Origin of the sequence: Flavobacterium sp. HSC-32F16, assembly GCF_024171645.1 — a bacterium.
GTDB lineage: Bacteria > Bacteroidota > Bacteroidia > Flavobacteriales > Flavobacteriaceae > Flavobacterium.
Window position 1 is genome coordinate 290,902 of sequence record NZ_JALKAC010000001.1, and the last position, 21,652, is coordinate 312,553.

General features: G+C 32.3%; 17 protein-coding genes. 12 read left to right on the forward strand and 5 right to left on the reverse strand.

Annotation, left to right across the window (positions count from 1 at the left end; translation table 11 throughout):
- Positions 1-274 precede the first annotated feature (274 nt).
- A complete protein-coding gene (locus L1276_RS01375) occupies positions 275-1,444 on the reverse strand; it encodes a zinc-dependent alcohol dehydrogenase (protein ID WP_253784698.1) in 1,170 nt (389 codons plus the stop codon).
- Positions 1,445-1,650: 206 nt separating this feature from the next.
- On the opposite strand from L1276_RS01375, the gene L1276_RS01380 reads away from it, so the two are divergent.
- The 7 genes from L1276_RS01380 to L1276_RS01410 all read left to right on the forward strand — a co-directional run bounded on the left by L1276_RS01380 (position 1,651) and on the right by L1276_RS01410 (position 8,318).
- On the forward strand, positions 1,651-3,231 hold the full coding sequence (locus tag L1276_RS01380) for an FAD-dependent oxidoreductase (protein ID WP_253784700.1): 1,581 nt from the start codon (positions 1,651-1,653) through the stop codon (positions 3,229-3,231).
- A gap of 11 nt (positions 3,232-3,242) precedes the next feature.
- On the forward strand, positions 3,243-3,686 hold the full coding sequence (locus tag L1276_RS01385; protein ID WP_253784702.1) for a hypothetical protein: 444 nt from the start codon (positions 3,243-3,245) through the stop codon (positions 3,684-3,686).
- Between the two features lie 351 nt (positions 3,687-4,037).
- Complete coding sequence (locus L1276_RS01390) at positions 4,038-5,183, forward strand: glycosyltransferase (protein WP_253784704.1); 1,146 nt, start codon at positions 4,038-4,040, stop codon at positions 5,181-5,183.
- Entirely contained in the window at positions 5,180-6,319 is a 1,140-nt protein-coding gene (gene glf / locus L1276_RS01395) for a UDP-galactopyranose mutase (RefSeq protein WP_253784706.1), read from the forward strand. Before L1276_RS01390 ends, glf begins: the two co-directional genes overlap by 4 nt.
- Positions 6,319-7,467 carry a hypothetical protein gene (locus tag L1276_RS01400; protein ID WP_253784708.1) on the forward strand — a complete coding sequence of 383 codons (1,149 nt, stop codon included), beginning with the start codon at positions 6,319-6,321 and terminating at the stop codon, positions 7,465-7,467. Before glf ends, L1276_RS01400 begins: the two co-directional genes overlap by 1 nt.
- Positions 7,468-7,478: 11 nt before the next feature.
- Complete coding sequence (locus L1276_RS01405; protein WP_253784710.1) at positions 7,479-7,925, forward strand: adenylyltransferase/cytidyltransferase family protein; 447 nt, start codon at positions 7,479-7,481, stop codon at positions 7,923-7,925.
- Positions 7,926-7,982: 57 nt separating this feature from the next.
- Complete coding sequence (locus L1276_RS01410; protein WP_253784712.1) at positions 7,983-8,318, forward strand: CinA family protein; 336 nt, start codon at positions 7,983-7,985, stop codon at positions 8,316-8,318.
- Positions 8,319-9,119: 801 nt separating this feature from the next.
- Here the strand turns inward: L1276_RS01410 and L1276_RS01415 are convergent.
- The 3 genes from L1276_RS01415 to L1276_RS01425 all read right to left on the reverse strand — a co-directional run bounded on the left by L1276_RS01415 (position 9,120) and on the right by L1276_RS01425 (position 15,653).
- Positions 9,120-12,857: a WG repeat-containing protein gene (locus L1276_RS01415; protein WP_253784714.1), complete on the reverse strand. Its 3,738-nt coding sequence runs from the start codon at positions 12,855-12,857 to the stop codon at positions 9,120-9,122.
- Between the two features lie 90 nt (positions 12,858-12,947).
- On the reverse strand, positions 12,948-13,493 hold the full coding sequence (locus tag L1276_RS01420; RefSeq protein WP_253784716.1) for a hypothetical protein: 546 nt from the start codon (positions 13,491-13,493) through the stop codon (positions 12,948-12,950).
- Between the two features lie 99 nt (positions 13,494-13,592).
- Positions 13,593-15,653, reverse strand: a complete 2,061-nt coding sequence (locus tag L1276_RS01425; protein ID WP_253784718.1) for a DKNYY domain-containing protein — start codon at positions 15,651-15,653, stop codon at positions 13,593-13,595.
- Positions 15,654-16,172: 519 nt separating this feature from the next.
- On the opposite strand from L1276_RS01425, the gene L1276_RS01430 reads away from it, so the two are divergent.
- The 4 genes from L1276_RS01430 (at position 16,173) to L1276_RS01445 (ending at position 19,459) form a co-directional block, all read left to right on the forward strand.
- Positions 16,173-16,601, forward strand: a complete 429-nt coding sequence (locus L1276_RS01430; protein WP_253784720.1) for a hypothetical protein — start codon at positions 16,173-16,175, stop codon at positions 16,599-16,601.
- An 11-nt stretch (positions 16,602-16,612) separates the two neighbouring features.
- Complete coding sequence (locus L1276_RS01435) at positions 16,613-17,833, forward strand: hypothetical protein (RefSeq protein ID WP_253784722.1); 1,221 nt, start codon at positions 16,613-16,615, stop codon at positions 17,831-17,833.
- A gap of 45 nt (positions 17,834-17,878) precedes the next feature.
- Positions 17,879-18,526, forward strand: coding sequence for a carboxypeptidase-like regulatory domain-containing protein (locus L1276_RS01440; RefSeq protein ID WP_253784724.1), 648 nt, complete (start codon positions 17,879-17,881; stop codon positions 18,524-18,526).
- Positions 18,527-19,048: 522 nt separating this feature from the next.
- Positions 19,049-19,459 carry an XRE family transcriptional regulator gene (locus L1276_RS01445; protein WP_253784726.1) on the forward strand — a complete coding sequence of 137 codons (411 nt, stop codon included), beginning with the start codon at positions 19,049-19,051 and terminating at the stop codon, positions 19,457-19,459.
- 241 nt (positions 19,460-19,700) lie between these two features.
- On the opposite strand, the gene L1276_RS01450 is transcribed toward L1276_RS01445, so the two are convergent.
- Complete coding sequence (locus tag L1276_RS01450; RefSeq protein WP_253784728.1) at positions 19,701-20,558, reverse strand: LysR family transcriptional regulator; 858 nt, start codon at positions 20,556-20,558, stop codon at positions 19,701-19,703.
- 89 nt (positions 20,559-20,647) lie between these two features.
- Here L1276_RS01450 and L1276_RS01455 point away from each other — a divergent pair, with 89 nt between their 5' ends.
- Positions 20,648-21,622 carry an alpha/beta fold hydrolase gene (locus L1276_RS01455; RefSeq protein WP_253784729.1) on the forward strand — a complete coding sequence of 325 codons (975 nt, stop codon included), beginning with the start codon at positions 20,648-20,650 and terminating at the stop codon, positions 21,620-21,622.
- Positions 21,623-21,652 lie beyond the last annotated feature (30 nt).

Genomic DNA, 21,652 nt, shown 5'->3' on the forward strand with positions numbered 1-21,652 from the left:
GCTAGCGCATTATTGTCCCAAATTAAAATTAATGCATGGCAACTGATCTAATTTACATTATTGTATTGCAGGTTTTATATTATTATCTGATTCTAAAAATCTAAAAACAAATCTATTGCAGAAAATATTAGAGAAAATCACGATTCTACACAGCCGCTGAATAGCAAATAAACTATTCTTATAATGAAGCAAACCCGATAGATTTTGAAAACCTGCCGGGTCTGTTATATCGGATAATTTATTCCAAAATTCGCTTGAAAAACTAATCTCAAGTCTATTTCCAAGGATCTAAAACTACTTTCACACAGCCGTCTTCACGTTTTTTGAAAATATCATAAGCATGTGCAATTTCCGACAATGGCAGTCTATGCGTGATAATATCATCGAGTTTTACTTTTCCCTGCACCACATATTCCAACAACTTATCAATATGTTTATGAGCCGGAGCTTGTCCTCCTTTTAAGACTATTCCTTTGTCAAAAAATTGCCCTAATGGAAAATTGTCATAATTAACAGGATATACACCTAAAACTGCAACTATTCCACTTCTTCGTACAGCGCTCATACACGCTTCTAAAACTTTAATAGATCCCTTTTCAAAATTAATGGTGGCTTTGATTCTGTCCCCTAAATTTCGGTCTGGCTCAAAACCTACAGCATCAATGCACACATCGGCGCCACGTCCATGAGTTAAAGAACGAATTTGTTCCACTACATCTTTCGGTCCGTCTTCCCACAAAATGGTAGTACAGCCCGTGCTAAGCTTTGCTTTGTCTAGTCTGTACTGCAGCGTGTCCACTACAATAATTTGTGCCGCCCCTCGTAAAACAGCACTTTTAGCCGCCATAATTCCAACTGGGCCAGAACCAAAAATGGCTACCGTTTCGCCGCCTTTCACTTCTCCCCAATCCACTCCTGTATATCCTGTTGGAAAAATATCAGTTAGAAATAGAACCTGCTCATCACTAAGATCTTCAGGAACAATTCTTGGCCCATAATTAGCATACGGAACTCTTACATATTGCGACTGGCCTCCATCATAACCTCCATACAAATCAGTATAGCCAAAAAGTGCACCGCCTTTTTCTGTCGCTATTCCTCCTTCTGGTCCATAATGCTCGGGATTACTGTGTTCACAATTTCCGGGAACATCATGATTGCAAAAAAAACAATTGCCGCAGGCAATCGGAAAAGGAACCACTACTCTGTCTCCTCTTTTTAAATGGGTAACCTCAGATCCAACTTCTTCTACTATTCCCATAAATTCATGCCCTAAAACCATAGGTCTGGGCTGCGGAAACCCTCCCGAATAAATGTGCAGATCAGATCCGCATATGGCTGTGGAAGTTACTTTCAATATAATATCATCTTTTGCTTTTAAAATCGGATCATCTACTGTATCATATTTAATAAATCCCGGACCGTGTATAACTGCTGCTTTCATAATTCTCTTATTTAAGATTAATAGAAAGCTAATCAACTATTAATAAAGCACTTATTCTTACAGCATTATGACAAAGTATTATATAACATACACAATGGCAATGATATAAACTTAAAATCTTACCATGTAAATTCCATATATAAAAGGCTTTTAAATTTGGCTCAAACTTGGAAAAAACCTTTGTCAACTAACTAAATAAATAAATCATGAATAAGATTTCAGATCAAATAAATAATGGAAGTATTTCATCGGGAGAAAATGTATCGTTTTGGATTGATTCTACTTCCCCGATTGCGTATAATACCCCTGATCAAAATTATGGAGCCGAAGTACTCGTTATTGGAGGCGGAATCGCTGGTCTTAGTACTGCATATAAATTATTAAAAGCAGGTAAAAAAGTAGTTGTCGTTGAAGACGGGTTTATTGGCAGCGGTGAAACGGGTCGTACTACAGCACACCTGACCTGCGCCCTTGATGACCGTTATTATTATCTGGAAAGTACTTTTGGCAAAGAAGCTGCAAAATTGGCCGCCGAAAGCCACAGCAAGGCAATAGATGAAATTGAAACAAATGTAAATGACCTAAATATAGACTGTTCCTTCAGAAGAGTCAACGGATATTTATTCCTGCATCCTAGTGACAAACCGGAGAATTTAGAAAAGGAATATGAGGCTACCAGAACCGCTGGAATCAATACCACATTTCTAAACGCCACACCAGCCATAACTGGCGGAGAAAAAACAAATTCTATTGTATTTCATAATCAGGCCCAGTTTCATGTTTTACATTATTTGAAGGGTCTTGCCGATGCCATTACAAAGTTAGGAGGCATTATTTACACAGAAGCGCGTGCCGAAAATATAACCAAACATGGTGCAGAAGTAAATGGTTTTACCTTTTCGGCAGAACATATTGTGGTGGCTACCAACTCTCCTATTAATGATACGCTAACTATGCATACTAAACAAGCTGCTTATAGAACTTATGTTATTGCGGGGAAAATACCTAAAGGCTTATTACCTTATTCTCTATGGTGGGATACTGGCGACGCTAATTCGGAATGGGTTGCAGAACCGTATCATTATGTTCGATTAGAAAATTTTGACGATCAGTATGATCTGCTTATTTCGGGAGGCGAAGATCATAAAACAGGCCAGGAAGATCAGGAAAATATTTCGGCAGCTGAACGTTATGAAAGGCTCGAAAGCTGGACAAGAAGTTATTTTCCTATGCTTGAAGATATATCTTATCGATGGTCAGGCCAGATTATGGAACCTGTAGACGGTTTAGGTTTTATGGGGAAAAATCCCGGTGACAACAATATTTATATTATCACAGGCGATTCTGGAAACGGAATGACACATGCCACTATTGGCGCTATGATTATCAGCGACCTTATATTAGGAAACAAAAATCAATGGGAGGATTTATACAGCCCTTCAAGAATTACGCTAAAATCTACGGGAGACTTTTTAAAAGAAGCCGGAAATATGGCCTCACAATACCTAGACTGGATCAAAGGTTCTGACTTAAAAAACACAGCTGATTTACCTGCTGGCGAAGGTGGTGTACTCTCTTCTGGACTTAAAAAAATTGCGGTTTATCGCGATTACGACGATACTTTAAAAGCCTTCTCTGCAGTATGTCCCCACTTAGGCTGTATTGTTCATTGGAACACTGACGAAAAATCTTTCGATTGTCCTTGCCACGGTTCAAGATTTTCTACAGACGGCACCGTGATCAATGGTCCGGCACAAACTGATCTTAATCCAATACAAATTAAATAAAAATTTTATCTATGGACTTTTACACATTGATTCAAATTTTAGTCTCGTCAATTGCTGCTACTTCTGCCATGACTTTGTTTAGTTATGCAGTATCGGCAACTGCCAGAGAACTCTACAAAGAACCTGTACTATTGAGTTATATTTTAAGCCATCTTCATTTAGAAGTATCACCTAATGTAAAAAATATACTGGCGTGGATTTTACATTATACAATTGGTTTTTGTTTTGTAATTGCTTACCATTTTTTATGGATTTATAAAGTTCTCGAGCTAACATGGCCAAGTGGTATTCTTTTAGGAGCAATTAGTGGTATTATTGGCATAATTACGTGGTTCGTTTTATTTAAAATGGTACATCAAAAACCTAACATTGACTATAAGGGGTACTATTTACAGCTTTTTGCAGCACATATTATTTTTGGTTTTATTGCTTATGCAGTTTATATTCTTTTTTAATAATAAAACTTAACAGCAATTAAAATCTCTACTCAATCCAATTTTTGAAGCAAAAACAAAGTTCAATATTCTGGATTGCTACAAACTTCGCATGCAAAATATTCTACAATAAATATGTTGTTTCCCTTACTCTGCTAATTCCTGAGAGTATATAAAACATCCCCCTGTTAATACAGAAATAACCTTACTAATCTTGAAGTTAAAATTCAAAAAAAACCTGCCTTTAATTGTGTAACAAAGCAGGAGAATTCTGTAAAAAACACATGCTTTACAAGTCTACATTTGAATCCGTTAAATTTACAACAAAAGATCATTTAACAAATAGTAATCACATTTAAAATAATTATCGACATGCAGACAAATGTACACACCCCAAAAAATAAAGTAACAGAATCTAATTTTTCTACAAGCAGCAATGAACCGCCTCAAAATTACGATATGGTTGTTTTTTGCCATTTAAGATGGCAGTTTGTTTACCAGCGTCCGCAGCATTTAATCAGCAGAATGTCTAAAAACATGAAAGTGCTGTTAATAGAAGAGCCAATTGCCTTTGATGCTCATCAGGAAAACACAGCCAATCTTATTATTATCAATGACAACTTGCATATTTTGCAGCCTCGTGTTCATAGTATTGAAGCCATTGCGAGCGTATTACCTCAGTACATTAAAAATAAAAACGTTTCAACTGGATGGTTCTACTCAGCATCGTTTAGTCCTTTAATAGAAACCTTTGAATTTGAAACAATCATATACGATTGTATGGATGAATTAACATTGTTTAAAGGAGCTCCTGAACATTTGATTCATCAGGAAAAATATTTAATGGCCAATGCAGATATTGTTTTTACTGGCGGAAAATCATTATATGAGTCAAAAAAGCAAAACCATTCTAATGTCTACTGTTTTCCAAGTTCTGTTGATGAAACGCATTTTGCACAGGCACTAAACGGAATTGAAATTCCCGCAGATATTGCCAATTTACAATCTCCAATTGTGGGTTACTTTGGCGTAATCGACGAGCGTATCGATTTAAAATTACTGCATGAAACTGCCTTAAAACTGCCAAAAGTTTCCTTTGTAATGATTGGCCCATTGGCAAAAATTGACGAAGCTGATCTTCCAAGAGAAGAAAACATTTATTATTTGGGAATGCGATCTTATAATGAACTCCCGAATTATATTAAAGGTTTTGATATTGCAATGATGCCCTTTGCAATAAACGATGCGACCAAATATATAAGTCCGACAAAAACTCTGGAATATATGGCAGCCGGAAAACCGATTATCTCCACTAAAATAACAGATGTAGTAAGAGATTACAGCAATTGCGTAAGTCTTATCGAAACCGCTGATGATTTTTGCGATGCCATTACCTTACTCTTTGATAAGAGAGCAAGCGCATTGATTGCGTTGAAATATACCGAGATATTAAAAAATACATCTTGGGATAGTACTGCTGCAAGAATGCAGGAAATTATTAAAGAATTTTCAAAATGAAACAAGTAGATATTTTAATAATCGGTGCTGGAATTTCTGGATCGGTATTAGCAGAAAGATATGCCTCTATAGGAAAAAAAGTCCTTATTATCGAAAAACGAAATCATATTGCAGGAAACTGTTATGATTATGTGGATGACAACAATATTCTGGTTTCAAAATATGGAGCACATTTGTTTCATACCAATGATGAAAGTGTCTGGAAATATGTAAATCAGTTTTCCGACTGGTATCCTTGGGAACATAAAGTTATCGCGAGAGTTGATGATAAAACGGTTCCCATTCCGGTCAATATTACAACGGTTAACAGGCTATTTGGCGCCAATATCAACTCTGAGCAGCAAATGATAAGCTGGCTCGAAGAAAACCGTACACCAATAGAAAAACCTGCAAACGGCGAAGAAGCAGTATTAAACCGTGTTGGTTCTGTGTTGTATGAGAAAATGTTCAAGCATTACACCAAAAAACAATGGGATAAATATCCTGCTGAATTAGATGCATCTGTTTTAGATCGTATTCCGGTTCGATATAATTATGACGACCGTTATTTTTCGGATACTTATCAGGCATTGCCACAAGGCGGTTATACACAATTATTTGAAAATATTGTAAAGCACCCCAATATCGAAATTTTACTCGATACGGATTACTTCGATGTAAAAGAACAGTATACGGGATATGAAAAATTATTCTATACAGGCCCCGTAGATCGCTTTTTTGATTTTAAGCATAGTCTGACGGAAAAGCTTGAATACCGTTCAATCAATTTTGTGAGTGAAACTATTGATGCTGCATTTTTTCAGGAGAATTCAGTCGTCAATTATCCTGGAACTGAAGTAGATTTTACCCGAATTATCGAGTACAAGCATTTTGGAAATCAAAAGTCAGAAAAAACAACGGTAGTCAGAGAATATACAGTAGATGAAGGTGAACCTTATTATCCTGTTCCAAATCCGAGAAATGCTGAAATTTACAACAAATACAAGGATGAAGCCGAAAAACTTCTTGATGTGCATTTTGTGGGCCGACTGGCGAATTATAAATATTTCAATATGGATCAGGCATTTAAAAATGCCCTTGACCTTTTTGATTCTCTGGAGAAAAAAGACAAAATCACTTATAAGACAGCAGGCTGATGAAAATATTCAATACTTTTTTTATGGGCGGTTATGAATGTGCTGATCATATAAACAGATCGGGACATCGCATTAATCTTTTGAAAGAAACACAGCATGATCTCAGAGTTGCTGAAGATTATGACATGCTTTCTTCAATTGGTATTAAAACGGTAAGAGAGGGAATATGCTGGAGCGAAGTTGAGACATCGCCTGGTTTCTTTGACTTTTCAGAAGTTTATAACCGCATGCAAACCGCAGAAGAATATGGTATTCAACAGATATGGGATTTGATTCATTTTGGCTATCCCGATGGAATTTATCCCACACATCCCAATTTCTGCGAACGTTTTGCTGCTTTGTGTCATGCTTTTGCAGTGTTTTATTCTGAAAATTCTACGCAGGAATTGTATGTCGTGCCCATAAATGAAATCAGTTTTCTCTCCTGGCATTCCGGTGATGTAAGAGGAACTGTGCCCTTTGCGGTAAACAGCGGATGGGATATTAAATATCATCTCTGCAAGGCAGCAATTATAGGTATAAAAGCTTTAAAGGAAGCAGATCCTGACTGTGTCATCATTTTGGTCGAACCCTTAATAAAAATTCATGGGAATCTTCAGGAAAATGCAGAACAAATGCATGAGCTAAATGAGCATCAGTTTCAGGCAATGGATATTATCGCCGGCAGAATGTGTCCTGAACTGGGTGGTTCTGAAGAATTCCTGGATATTTTAGGTTTTAATTATTATTGGAATTGTCAATGGAACATAGATGATACTCCGTTGGACTGGCCGGAAACATTAAAACGAAGAACACCGCTTGCCGATCTGCTGCAGATGGCTTACAAAAGATATGAAAAGCCGATTTTTATTTCCGAAACAGGACATTTTGGTTCTGGAAGAGTAGAATGGATTGAAGAAATTACGCAGGAATGCCTCATAGCAAAAAAACGTGGTGTAGACCTTAATGGTATCTGTATTTATCCAATTACCGACAGGCCAGATTGGGATGACCTTTCAAGCTTCAGCAATTGCGGGATTTGGGATCTTGATTTTGATGGAAACAGGCTACCAAATATCCCCTATATAAATGCAGTAGAAAAAGCCCATGCACAGTTTACAAATACGAACAAAATCATGGATTTTGTACTTAACTTTTTTAAAAACTAAAATTTATTACAATGGAACTTACCAAGACAAAAACTGGAATTACATTTAGCGCTTTTGATTTGCTTCATGCCGGACATGTAAGAATGCTGGAGGAAGCTAAACTGCATTGTGATTATCTAATTGTAGGTTTACAAACAGACCCGACAATAGATAGACCAGAAAAAAATAAACCTACGCAATCTGTTGTAGAAAGATATATTCAGCTTAAAGCCTGCAAATTTGTAGATGAGATTATTCCTTACACTACGGAGCAGGATCTTGAAGATATTCTTCAGGCGCTGTCAATCGATGTTCGAATTCTAGGAGATGAATATAAAGAGGTCGATTTTACCGGAAGAGAATATTGTGAAAGAATGAATATCGAACTGGTTTACAATAAACGGAATCACCGTTTTTCAAGCAGCGGGCTTCGTAAAGAAGTATATCAATGTGAAAGCTTAAAGATTGTAAATGGTTAACTTTTATTCATTTAACCACTTATAAAGTTTATTCATCAACCTCTAAAAACTACAGTTATGCCTTCAGAATTTGTAACAAAATGCAGTAAAGTTTTAGCAGCAAAGGAATGGAATATTGCCTTTGCCGAAAGTGCCACTGCGGGAAGAATGAGCGCAGAATTTTCGATGACTAAAGAATCCGGAAAAATTTTGCGCGGCGGCATAGCCTGTTATGAAGTTTTTGTAAAAGAACAAATTCTTAATGTTCCGCATGCAATGATTGAAAAATATACACCTGAGTCAGCAGAAGTCACAAAAAAACTTGCCGAGCAAATGACAAAATTGTTTAATGCAAAAGTTACGGTAGCAGTTACCGGACTTACTACGGAAGTGAAACCCCTGAAAAACCTGTAGGAACATTTTTTTTCAGTATCATAACTCCTTCTGAAAATATAAATAAGCGCAAAGTATTTAAAGGAGATTCGGAGCAGATAATCATTCAGGCCATTGATGAAACTGCCAAACTTATTATTGAGAGTATTGCGAGCTTGTAGTAAAACCAATTTAGACTTTCTATAATGCACATTTAATAGTTTCTGTAATAACAAGACTATTATATCTGCAGTAATGCACAAGTTCTAACTGGCTGCGCTAGGAATATCCTTTTACAGCCTGCTCATCGTTACTAACTCGTATGCACAGATAAACCACAGGCATAAGTAGATAGATTTTACGAGGAAGTCATTATTATTTAAAACGTAGAATTTAGAAAATCATTAGACACACAACAAACTCAATACGAACCACATATACACTTAAAAGTTTATCAATAAATTGTATTTTTGAAAATCAACAACATACCAGATAGTAATAAGGACGTGATACCTTTAACATAAAAAAAACTAAGGCGATCCTTAAACAAATCATAGACTCCAATTATGGAATTTTAACTGCAAAATTTAAGGAAGACTTATTTAACCAAATAAATTATCATTTTGCTGAAAAAAGTTTCGGAAATCAAATGGATTAATTTTAAAATCCCAGACAGTAATTCATAGAGTCAAAGAAAGACAATCCCGCCTTAACTTAAAACACTCTTTTCAAATCCTCGATAATAATATTTCATAATTATTTGAATTTCCTGCCCGCTTTATGTTGCTCGACTGAAGGAAAAAATTAATTTATTCCCTAGGCAATACAGTTGTTGTCATAATTTTAATTAATGTCGCTATTCTTTATTTCGTAAAACACTTTATTCTGGGGGGTCACCAATACTGTTTTTTTACCTTGTTTACATTCAAAATACCCCTTCTCTATATATCTGATATCATCGTAAATAAGTGAAATAATTATGAAATTTGATAAATCTACCACACCTTGTTTTTGTTCTTTGGAAACGATAGCTAAATTTGTCCTTTCAAGTATTTTATAATCATCATAGTCTTTATTATTTTCCGATTTTGTTTTATTATTTTCCTGATTTGCAGGAGTAATTTCATACGGATTACGGTCATTATCAATTAGGTTTCCATAATAATCAATTCGTCCCTTTTTTCCATCTTTTATAAAGGTATAGCACCAATAAGGAAGATTTTTTTCTCTATACAATGTATCGCATTCAATCGAAAATTGTTTTTCTCCATAACTTCCATACATTGTGTGTATTTTATTCTTTCGACCTTGGATTCCTTCTGTAAAATTTAAATCATCTTGCTCAATCGGAATTATTACGCGACCGTTCAGAAAATCTAAAATCCCTTTTTTCTTATTTTTTGTAACTACCAATACCTTTTGCTCATTCGCATACCCTTTATTAAAATCAATATTTTTAATATTATCATAAACAAATTCATGAAGCATCTGATTTTTATTGGTAAGCACTCCATATTTAGTACCTCTTTTAGCAATGAAATTGGTATTGTCCGGCGTATATAAGCTATCATTTACAAAGGGTATTAATATACTTTCGTTTGCATCAATTACCCCATATTTATTATTCCTTTTGACTATAAAAAGTGTAGTGCGTAAAAAAGGATCGTAATTACGATCATAATGCTCCATTGTTTTTGAATCTTCAAAAATCAAGCGACCATATTTACTATATTTAATCATTTTTACACTATGATTTTTATCGTCATACTGCCTATCTGAATAACCTCCGTCAATGTCGTCACTAAATTTTGCTGCTGTAGTTTCTAAATCAATTTTTTGCGTTTTTAAATTCAGCAGTTTAATGGTGTTACCGTCCCTAAGTATTAAATGATGATTGACGGTTATATTACTAAAATCAAATTTCCAATTGGCAGGCACTATAAACGAAACTATTTTTCTGTTTTCTGGGCCTATAATATCTACTTTGTCTTTGGTTTTACAAATGAATATTTTGTTGACATATTCTAAAATAACATCTCTTTTTGCTTTGTTGCACCAAACACTATTATAATTTTCAAATGGAAAAATGATTTCATCATATTTGTTGTCTGCTGGCACTAAAACTTTTCCGTCAAAGTTGACTATACCGTATTTATCGCTTTTGGCATCAGTCTTAAACTTAAATAAACTAAAGATTATCTTTTGATTTTCAGAAACTTGACTTCTCTCTTTATCATTTTGATAATAATAATCTACTACCGGATACTTGAACTTGGCAATTTCTAATTTATCGTTAACTGCTCCGTACAGATCTTTATCATTATAGATAAAAAATTTATTTTTATACGAAACTATTGGATAGGGAGCCTGATACATATTAAAATCCGTGTCAAAAAACACCTGTTTTTCATCGGCAGTGTTTGCTAAAATAAATTTTTGATCATACTGTGAATGAGTATATCGTGCCAATATTGCTCCCGAATCCTTTCCGTTTTGAAGATTATACAATCCGTATCGACCTAATTTATCCTGATAACCAAGTATAATATTGTGGATATCAGTTCGGATATTATTGCAATTATCCAATACTTTGGTAAGTGTGTCTCCCTGTATTTTCAACAAGGATATTTTGTAATCATAAATTTGTCTCCCATTATCAAAATAGGAAATGTTTTGATAATTTACTTTTTCAGAAATAATATAATAGCATGTTTTTATGGAATCATTTCGAATACTCAATCTTTCTATTATATCCTGAATGATAAAAGGGTAAATGCTTTGTCCTTTGCTATTATACAGACCATAATTATTATCTTTATTTTTTACTTCAAAGACAAGGGCTTCTTCTCTTTTTTCGTTATAGCTTGGATTCGGGTAAGTAGTAATACTTTCATATTTTACGGGTACAACTTCTTTTCCATTAATATCCAACAAACCTTCAAGCGATTTAGAATCTTTTATATTATTTCCAGCTAAAAAAATATTTTTATTAGCATGAATTATATACGAGTATTGAGCCTTTAGAATTTCTTTACCATCAACATCCTCAATACCATATTTATTATTTTGTTTAAATAATTGTCGATCTGTGTAAGTATCATTCAGTCCATCAAACGAATTTTGGCTTGATACATATTCTTTAGGATTATTGTCCTTTGAATCGCGGTATAATTCACCATTTAATTTATAAAGGGTCTTTCTTTTGTTATGATAAGCTGCTATAAGTAAACCCTGGGCTTTAGTATTATCTATACATACAAAATCATACTGTGGTTTTTCTATTTTTTTGTTATTCAAAATAGTAAACCCCCAATTGTTTTTTATCCTATAAAATAACACATCTTTGTAATAGATATTACTGCTAAAACTTTTAATTTCATCATATTCATTATTTAATAACTTTTTTCCATCCAATAGTCTGGCGCCAAACTTATTTTTATTTTTAGTAATGAAAATATAGTATTTTGAATATTCTTTTCTTTCTACAACAGGCTCAGTAAAGAAAAGATTCGAATGCTTGCTTTGTAAAAGTGTATTTCCGTAATTTGAAATAGAATCATAAACAGGTTCAGTGAAATACTCAAGTTTGCTAAAATTATAAACACCCGCCTTGTTGTCTTTTTTTACTATTAAATATTTGTTTTTATCTTTTAAAGGGATTTCGTTGGGCTGGTTAAAATTTTCTTTGTCATTAATAATTTTTGACAGAATATTATCATCCTGGCTTTCTTTTTCATAAGAATCAAAAATATCCTTGATGAAAAGGTTGATTTGGGGCTGGTAAATAGAAAGATGATTACCAATATGTAAAATAAAATATTTCGATTCCTTTTCTTCAGCATAATTCGGATACATTTCTTCATAAGAATCAATAGAATCAACTAAAACTTCATTTTTTTTTAGATTGATAAATTTCCATTTTCCATCTTTTTTAGCCAATAGCAGGTTATTTCTATACAGTATCGCAGAAGAGCACTCAAAAATCAGTTTACAGTTTAAATCATAAATACCAATGGTTTCCTGAATTTTTGAATTTTTATCCAAATCGGTTACGATAAAATATTCTAGCGTCCCATGCAAACCGTTGTAATAGGTAAAATAATCTTCACTGGTTGTAATTTTCTGATTTTTAAATGGTATTACAATTTTTCCAGTTTTATCAAGAAGTGCTTGCTGATTATTTTTAATGACCACAAAAAAAGTAGATTTATCATCGCAAAAAGTTAAAATCCAATCGTAAATAGGTGCAATCACATAACTATTTGTCTTTCTATTAAAAACACCTTCAGATACAATATTTAAAGTTTGTACTCTAACTTTAATGTTCAAGGTATCTTTATCGGATATTCCATATTTCTCCGAAAAATTATGATTGAGAATCGAAGCAATATGCTCTTTCCAAACGCCAATATTGGTATTTTGTAAAAGTTCCTTATCTTTTATTTTATCAAATGTTTTAAGAGATTCATTAAATTTTCCTTCATTATAAAACTGCATGGCTTGTTTTCTCAAAGCTTCGCTATTTTGGGAGAAACCAGTTAAAGGCAGTAAGGCAAATAATATTAGTACTATTTTTTTCATGCAGTTATAATAAATTAGTAACATTTTTTGAAATCCTTTTTTAGTTTTTGCTGTTCAATTTCAGCTATAATGCTGTCTATTTTTGTTTTTCTATTCTAACATAAAGTCTTTTACATCACTTAAAATTTCTCCTGTTTTACCATCAATTTTTATTGTTCTGGTCCCTTCCATTAAATTTAGCTGTAGTACGTAACAATAACTGGTAAACAAAAAAAGACGTTTATATGAAAATCTATCTATTAATAATGACTTGTAATTAGTGTCGTTAATCAAGTCAATCTGCAAATCTTTTTTCAGCATTGCTATCAATTCTTTTACTGTAAAATCAAAGTTTTCATCATAATTTTTCCAGCTTATCAAAACTCCTTTTTCGTCATAACTTTTCCAGATACCAACTGGCATTGCGTAAAAATGACAAAATTGATTTACCAATAAATTTGTCGTTTTATCGTAAAGAGAAGTTTGCTTGAAACTATGATTATCCCAAACTAGTTCTTTTTTATATTGATCTTTACTCTCATACAACTTGACAATTGTATCCTGCAAAGTATATTCATAAATACTGTCAAGTTTATTCTCATTGAATTTTTTCAAATCGAATTTTTCAGAAGTGGCACTATCAATATTTTCAGGCAAGATTGTTTTTTTATCACTACAGGATAAAATACACAATATCGTAATTGCAATAAATACTTTTTGAATCATGAATAAAATTATATTTCCTAAAAACTTTAACTACTGAACATAGTATGGAATACTGTACAAACATCTTACTGGGTTTCCATCTTTAATTGCCGGAATCCAATTAGGAGATAATTTTAAGACTCTTTCTAATTCTCTTCCCGATCCATAGCCAATATCTCGAATCACTTCTATCTCAGACAAGCTTCCATCCTTTTCAATTATAAATTTTGCAAAAACTCCGCCTCTAGAAGATTCATCATCAAGTATTTCTTTCGGAATAACATAATTCTTCTTTATAAAAGCATAAAACTTTTGAATCCCGCCTGGATAATCTGGCCTAATTTGGACAGCTACAGCATTATAAACTTCATTATCTATTGTTTTACTTTTATTCTCGTTCTTTTCTTGTTTTACTATTTTTTGAGGTCCAATTGTTCTATTGTTTCCATATTTTTTGGCAAGATCAATTGCTTCAAAAGAGAATTCCCATTTACGGTCAAATACTTTACCTAAAAAGCGATACGATATTTTATCTGAAATTTTGACAAGCCAAAAACCTTCCGAATTTTTAAACAAATAAAAATTTGAAAGAGGCGTTGGATCATTACCACAGAAACCACCTCTATATCCGGAAAACGAAGCCAATAATTCTATTCCTGTACTTTTAATAATTTTTACATTTTTGCAGTATAATAAGTTTTTATCAATCAGGAAAATATCGAAAGTGCGTGCAGAATTCACATCGATATCACTCATTTTTTTTATGTCACGAATTCTTTCATTACAATAAGAAACCACATTCTTATCTTTATAATATTTATCTTCATAATATTGATTACTATTATCCATTGGTATAAATGTTTCAGCATCAAATGAAGTTCGCTTACCCCTAAAATAAATACGATTATACATTTTGCAAAAATTATAATCGATGAAAACCTTATTGGAACCATCAAAATCGTCAATATCATTTTTTTGTGCTTTTGCTGCCGCAATTTGTTTTGGACTTAAATCTTCATAAAAAGATTTTGTTCGAGTTGCATAAGCCTGATTTTTATAAAAGATAATCCCGCTATACTTATTATATGATATATATTTGCTGTTAAACTTTCCTTCATATTGAAAAGGTAATTTTTCTATAATCTCTTTTTTCAATTCTTGATTATATCCTCTTTCATAAATTCCATTTTTATCATAAAAACAATAGGCACCACTAAGAAAACCGAAAGAAGGAAGATCTACTTTCTTGTCAATCTCTTTACCATCTTTAAAAATGCTTTTACCATCAGTAATGTAAAAATCATAGTTGTCAGCAGTCCAAACTTTAACTATACTAGAATTTTTAAGTTTCATTGGAGTTTTATTACCTCTAAAATATACATCATTGTTATATCTGGTATAATGTGCCGACAGTGCTTTTAAATTGTCTGGATGCATATCATCAACTAATTCTCCATTGCGAAAGACGTATTTTTTTGTTTTAAAAAAATCACAGTTAACATATTGATATGGTTCTCCACCAAAAGAAGCAACTTCACCTTTGAAATAAATGTGATTTTTATCGTGACAAAAATCATACGGATTGGTATTTGCCGTAGCTCCATCTGACCCTTGTATTTTTTTGTCGAAGTAATAAATGAAATTCTTGTCTTTATAATATTGATCTTTAACCTCTCCATTGTAACTCTTGCAAGGATTAGGCTGAAAAGTTGCCACATCAATATTCTTTAATTCTGTAGTGTTTTTAAATACTTTATATTTTGTTTTCCATAGAAGATCATTTTCTTTATTTATTCCTAAAGCAACAAAACCGGTGGTATCTATTTTTAAAAATTCACCTTTAACGTACATCCCGTTTTTATCAAATGCAAACCCCGGTTCATTATTTTTCCCGGGTTTAAAAGAAACAATATCCGGATAAAAAACAATATGTGTACAAACATCCTGATATACAACATAATCTTTGTTTACGATGTAAGTAGGATTTTCAACAAAATTGCATTCTCCCGATCCATATTCTATTTTTAGAGCAGGATCTTCCAATGCTGCTATACTAGTATTTTGACAGCTAAAAAACAATAGAAAACTAATGGGTAAAAATATTCTTATCATAGATCTTGGCTTAATGAATGGGACATCACTATTTCATCTGCTTTTAGAAGTAAAAAAACAAAATTTATTTCATTACAGTAAAAATAAAGTAAAAATCTTCTAAGTAAATCTCCTTCATAATAACATAGATAACCTAAAAGGTAAAAGGGTTGGGATAGAATGAAAAATAATTTCAAAAAAGATATTGATGTTTAACCATTTTTAACTTTTAACCCTTACTGTACATACAAACCGCTATAGAATTAAAATTCAAAATGATGGTTCAAAGTCCTGCTAAGGATATAAATTATCCTAATTCTATTTTCACAATTATCCTTTAAATAAAAAAAAATAGCCAAATTTAAATTATTGAAAATCTAGTTTCTTTCCAACCTTTCAAACAAAATCGACATCTATAATCAAAAGACGGATATTTAATTCTCTGAGATATGACATTTTAAAAAGTCATTTTTATTTTTATACTTTTAACTATCGTTTTTACAAATAATTAATTCAAAACTATAAAACCAAAATTATATCATGAGAAAAACAATCTTGATCATCTTATATTTTATTACTATGATATCTTTCGCACAAACAAAGGTAATTGCACACAAAAGTCATAGCGGCTCTAAAAACTCATTTGCAAAGGCATATCAAAATAATCTCTTTGATATTAGAGACTCTAATTTTGGGTTACCTGAGCATAAAATCCAAAGATTAGATACTATTATTGCCATAAACGATTCTACTACTGTACTTAGATATAGAGTATCTAAAACTAAATATCATATTGGAACGAAATTTGAAAATATAGACGAGTCTGATATTATTAAAAAAACTCAAACACTAAAAAATGATCGTTTAATAAATAAAAAAAACACTATAAAATATATAAAATCACATGCTTCAATATTTTATAACACTCCTATTGATGAGGTAGTATTCATTGGCTTTAAAAAGGAATAAACTATTTCATAATGAAAAAATCAAATCTCTTTTGGTATCAGGCATTCCTATCATTTGGCTTATTGGGAGTATTGTTTGTGCCTTTTTCTTTTCGCTATTTTGATTTTCAGTCCAAAATAACGAAGTTTATATTTGAAGATTTGATTCTTTTAATTTCCTCTTATTTCAAAAGTACTGCTATTTCAAATCCTGAAATTACGTCAGATTCCACAATGCTTTATTATCTGTTTTTTATTTTATTCATTCTGTGTTTAATCTTTACAGTAGCTTTCTCCTTTTTTGAATTTTGGAAAAATCATAAAACCCCAATTATTAAGGCATTTCAAATTGTTTTAACCTATTATCTTGCCTGTATTATGCTTAAATATGGTTTGGATAAAATCTTTAAAGTACAATTTTACCTTCCAGAGCCTAATATTTTATATACGCCATTAGGAATGCTTGATAAAGACATTTTGTTTTGGAGCACTATGGGAACTTCTTACAGTTACAATATCTTCATGGGTTTGATGGAAGTTGTTCCTGCCTTGATGTTATTTTTTAACAAAACCAGAATTCTTGGTCTTTTAATTCTTTCGGGAGTTTTAATGAATGTCGGGTTTATCAATTTTAGCTTTGACCTTTCAGTGAAGTTATACTCCTTGTTCTTACTTCTGATTTGTTTTTTATTGCTTGTTCCGAATTTAAAAAAAATAATTCTTTTTTTTATATCCAACCAACCAATCGTATTGTCACACTTTAAAGGATCGGACATAATCAGCTCAAAATCAACAAGAATCAGTATAAAAACATTAATTATCATTTTTATTTTTATGGAATCTCTTTTTCCATACATTCAAAACCAAAATTTCAACAACGACAATGCCATTCAAAATCCACTTCACGGTGCATATGAAGTTGTCAAAATAGAAAAGAATGAAACGAAGAAAAATTCTGTAAATCTGAAAATAAAACGCATTTTCATACATCGAGACAGTTATTTTATTTTTCAGTATGAAGATGATAGTATGCAAGATTTTTATCTAGAAATTAATGAAGCTAAAAATCAATTCACACTCACTAATTACAACAGTCAAAAAATAAGATTGCATTACAAATTTGCAGACCATTCAAAAACATTAACCATTTCATCTCCAGAATTAGGCATTACTTTTTATACTAAATCACTTCCGTGGAAACAAATGCCATTATTACAACCTCTTTTTCATTGGACAGTAGATGAAATTCACTAAAGCTAAAAGACTTTCCTAAAATGGCTATTTACTAAAAACCCAAATATGAAAAACTTGAAACTATTTTTTATCCTAATTCTACTTTCGCAATTATCCTTCGCACAAAACAGAGTAGTTTACGGAGTAGTTAGTGATAGTACCGGACTTCCTATTCCGGGAGCAAACATCTTAGTTGAAGGAACAAAAACAAATGCACAAACCGATTGGGATGGTTGTTTTTCCATTAAAGCAGATTCAGATCAATTCTTAGTTTTTACTAATCTAGGATTTTTTTTCCAAAAGATTATTGCCTCCAAAAATGATATCAAGGTGATCCTTCAAATAGATCATTCACATGATTACGACTGTATAATTCCTCCTTTACCTATAAAAAAAGTAAAACCTCGCTTTGCTATTACAACTATATCTGCTAAGGATTTAAAAAATGCCAACAATCCCAAATACAATTTTAAGAACTATTATAACAGCAATCCATCGATTTTTGTTTCAGACTACACTTTGAAAAAAGCAGATTATGAATTTCAAATAAAATACAAAATAATCTATTCTCCAATTCAGGATCGTAATATTGAATATGCCACAACCTACAATAAACTTACTTTTAAGTATTTAAAAAAGAAATATAAAAAAACTTGGCAATCTGAGATTAGAAGAGACGCTATTGGATTAAATGAGTTTTTGAAGAAAAATTAGAATAATTAACACTAAACCCCATTATGACTCTCTAATAACCTAAACTGATTGTTAATCAATGTTCAATGACTAAATTAAATTTTATTTTAAAACGTCTTATCATTTCTTGCTTTTTCCGCTCTCATGTATTCGATTATTAATTATTTCTCGAGTGAGGCAAAAAAAATGATTTATTACCATAGATCTGCTGCTTTTTTGCTACAAAAAATTAATACTCTGTTTTTTACCTAAATAATTTACTCAATAACGTTTTCTTGAAATCATTAGTAAAATCTAATAATTTTCCATCAATCCCCAACAGGACATCTAAACCAAATTGTAAAAGCCACTGGAAGACAAACAACTACATATAATAAGCCAATTTCTTCAAATCATCCAAAAAAAATGTTGAAATTTGTCCCGTCGGGGTAACAAAATTAAAATCCCATTTCTAACGAAATGCGATTTTTTTTTATTTTAAAACACAGGTTTTAATTCAAAAAATGGCTTTATCTTTAAGCCTTTAGAAAATTGATATTCGTTATGGAACAGAAAATACATCAGGGAAGAAACGTAAAACGTTTTAGAGAAATGCTAAGTATAAAGCAGGAATCATTAGCTTATGATCTGGGAGAAGACTGGAATCAAAAGAAAATTTCTATGCTGGAGCAGAAAGATGTAATTGAAGAAAGCCTTCTGAAACAAATCTCTGCAATATTAAAAATTCCTGTTGAAGCTTTTCAGAATTTTGATGAAGAGCAAGCGATAAATGTTATTTCAAATACTTTTACAAGTAATGATACATCAACATTAAATGCAGTTAATCCAAACTGTACATTTAATCCAATTGATAAAATTGTTCAATTGTATGATGAAAAAATTGCGTTGTACGAGCGTATGCTGAAAGAGAAAGATGAAATGATGTTGAGGCTTGAAAAATTGATTAATAAATAATTTATTTATAGAAGATATATAATTTCCCAAAGAGACTTTCGAGTCTCTTTTTTTATTTTAGATCATTATTTTACTTGTGCAAAATCAGGAGACATTTTCATATCTTTTTCATAAGAACTCTTCGGAGAGCGGAACCAAATGGCGCCAATTGAAGACAATTGACGCCATTTTTTTATCTATAGGTTTTGTATTAATTCAAAAAACTGAAAAATTAGAGAAACTATAATTTTATCAAAATAAATCATCTATACTGATCTAAAAATGCTTTTAAAGCCTTAGAAGGTAGTTCATCATTTCTATAAACTAAAAGTGTAGTCATTGTAGCGAGTTCTTTGGTTACAGGAAATGTTTTTATATTTCTATTGCCATAGTACTGATTTATGACTTCAGAAGGAAGTATACTAATACCCAGGCCTGCCTCGACAAAATTAATAATACCTTCTATTGAATTAAGTACTGTACTTTTATAGCGCAGTACTCCTTTTGAACCAAGCCATGTTTCAAGTCTCGCCCTGAAAAAACAGCCCTGACCGAAAACCACAATTTTCAAAGGCTCTTCTTTTAACAATTCCGAAAGCTTCCCGACATCGCCTCCTGCAATTATTACTAGCTGCTCATCGCGAACAACAAGCTGCTGCAATCCCGGAATATTTATAGGTGCAGCAACAAAAGCAGCATCCAGTTTATAACTAAGTACATCTTGTATTAGTACTGATAACATAGAAGATTGGAATTCAAGTTCTACGTTGGGGTAAAGTTCAGCAAAACCTTTGATGATTTCAGGTACCTTAAGTGCCATTGTAGTTTCTATACATCCTATGCGTATGGTCCCTCCTATTTTTTCTGCACTCTGTATATCACTTTTTGCATCATCTAATAAACGTCCTATTTTTTTAGCATATTGCAAAAGCGTTTCGCCTGCCTCAGTAAGAACTACTTTTCTGGAAACTCTCCTAAACAGTTCAGCTCCAAATTCATCTTCTAGATTTTTTATACGAGCCGTTACATTAGATTGTACCGTAAAGGTTGCTTCTGCTGCTTTTGTAAAACTTCCCAGAGTTGCTGCCGCTTCAAATATTTTCAGGTCATTGCTGTTCATATTATCACAATTAGTGATTAATCATATCATTATAAATCGTTTTCAGGTATCAAATATAGGATGTAATTTTGTTTTAAACAATTGAAAACATGAAAAACACAATTAAATCATTAACTCTAATTCTAGCTGTAATTATGCTCCAACAAACAACTGCAAAAGCACAAGTAAAGAATACTTTACCTGCAAAAGAAAACATTGAAATTCATCCCGACCACTACAACACGATTAAGATCAACGGACTAAATATATTCTATCGTGAAGCTGGAGCTAAAGATGCTCCAACGGTATTATTACTGCATGGTTATCCTACATCGTCTCACATGTTTAGAAATCTTATTCCTATTCTGAGTAAAAAATATCATGTAATAGCTCCAGATCTTCCCGGTTTTGGTTTTTCAGATGCACCCGATCATCTTAAGTTCGAATATACTTTTGATAATCTGGCTAACACTATGCAGGGATTTATTGATAAACTCGGACTAAAACGTTTTGCTCTTTATGTATTCGATTATGGCGCACCAACCGGGTACAGGCTTGCTCTTGCTAATCCGGAAAAAATTACTGGAGTCATATCACAAAACGGAAATGCTTACGAAGAAGGATTAAGTACAGGCTGGAATCCTATCCAAAAATACTGGAAAGATGCTTCTCAGGTGAACAGAGATGCACTAAAGAATTTTGTTTCTAAAGAATCTACTTGGTTTCAGTATCATGAAGGCGCTTCAGATGCTTCGCTTATTGCACCTGAAACATACACATTAGATCAGCATTTTCTGGATCGCCCGGGAAATATTGAAATACAGCTTGATTTATTAAAAGATTACAGAACTAATGTAGCGCTGTATCCTAAATTTCAAGCTTATTTTAGAGATCAAAAACCTATGATGTTAGCTGTTTGGGGCAGTCAGGATCCTTATTTTCTTCCAGCGGGAGCAGAAGCTTATAAGCGCGATAACCCAAATGCTTCTGTAAAATTTTATAGAACTGGTCATTTTGCCCTTGAAACTCATTATAAAGAAATTGGAGCTGACATATTGTTATTTCTTTCCAAACTTCCTAAATAATTAGGCTAAATATTTTAAAATAGCGGTTGT

Excerpts from the sequence above, each read along its gene's own strand:
- L1276_RS01375 (WP_253784698.1), bottom strand. The coding sequence starts at position 1,444 with ATGAAAGCAGCAGTTATACACGGTCCGGGATTTATTAAATATGATACA.
- L1276_RS01380 (WP_253784700.1), top strand. The coding sequence starts at position 1,651 with ATGAATAAGATTTCAGATCAAATAAATAATGGAAGTATTTCATCGGGA.
- L1276_RS01385 (WP_253784702.1), top strand. The coding sequence starts at position 3,243 with ATGGACTTTTACACATTGATTCAAATTTTAGTCTCGTCAATTGCTGCT.
- L1276_RS01390 (WP_253784704.1), top strand. The coding sequence starts at position 4,038 with ATGCAGACAAATGTACACACCCCAAAAAATAAAGTAACAGAATCTAAT.
- glf (WP_253784706.1), top strand. The coding sequence starts at position 5,180 with ATGAAACAAGTAGATATTTTAATAATCGGTGCTGGAATTTCTGGATCG.
- L1276_RS01400 (WP_253784708.1), top strand. The coding sequence starts at position 6,319 with ATGAAAATATTCAATACTTTTTTTATGGGCGGTTATGAATGTGCTGAT.
- L1276_RS01405 (WP_253784710.1), top strand. The coding sequence starts at position 7,479 with ATGGAACTTACCAAGACAAAAACTGGAATTACATTTAGCGCTTTTGAT.
- L1276_RS01410 (WP_253784712.1), top strand. The coding sequence starts at position 7,983 with ATGCCTTCAGAATTTGTAACAAAATGCAGTAAAGTTTTAGCAGCAAAG.
- L1276_RS01415 (WP_253784714.1), bottom strand. The coding sequence starts at position 12,857 with ATGAAAAAAATAGTACTAATATTATTTGCCTTACTGCCTTTAACTGGT.
- L1276_RS01425 (WP_253784718.1), bottom strand. The coding sequence starts at position 15,653 with ATGATAAGAATATTTTTACCCATTAGTTTTCTATTGTTTTTTAGCTGT.
- L1276_RS01430 (WP_253784720.1), top strand. The coding sequence starts at position 16,173 with ATGAGAAAAACAATCTTGATCATCTTATATTTTATTACTATGATATCT.
- L1276_RS01435 (WP_253784722.1), top strand. The coding sequence starts at position 16,613 with ATGAAAAAATCAAATCTCTTTTGGTATCAGGCATTCCTATCATTTGGC.
- L1276_RS01440 (WP_253784724.1), top strand. The coding sequence starts at position 17,879 with ATGAAAAACTTGAAACTATTTTTTATCCTAATTCTACTTTCGCAATTA.
- L1276_RS01445 (WP_253784726.1), top strand. The coding sequence starts at position 19,049 with ATGGAACAGAAAATACATCAGGGAAGAAACGTAAAACGTTTTAGAGAA.
- L1276_RS01450 (WP_253784728.1), bottom strand. The coding sequence starts at position 20,558 with ATGAACAGCAATGACCTGAAAATATTTGAAGCGGCAGCAACTCTGGGA.
- L1276_RS01455 (WP_253784729.1), top strand. The coding sequence starts at position 20,648 with ATGAAAAACACAATTAAATCATTAACTCTAATTCTAGCTGTAATTATG.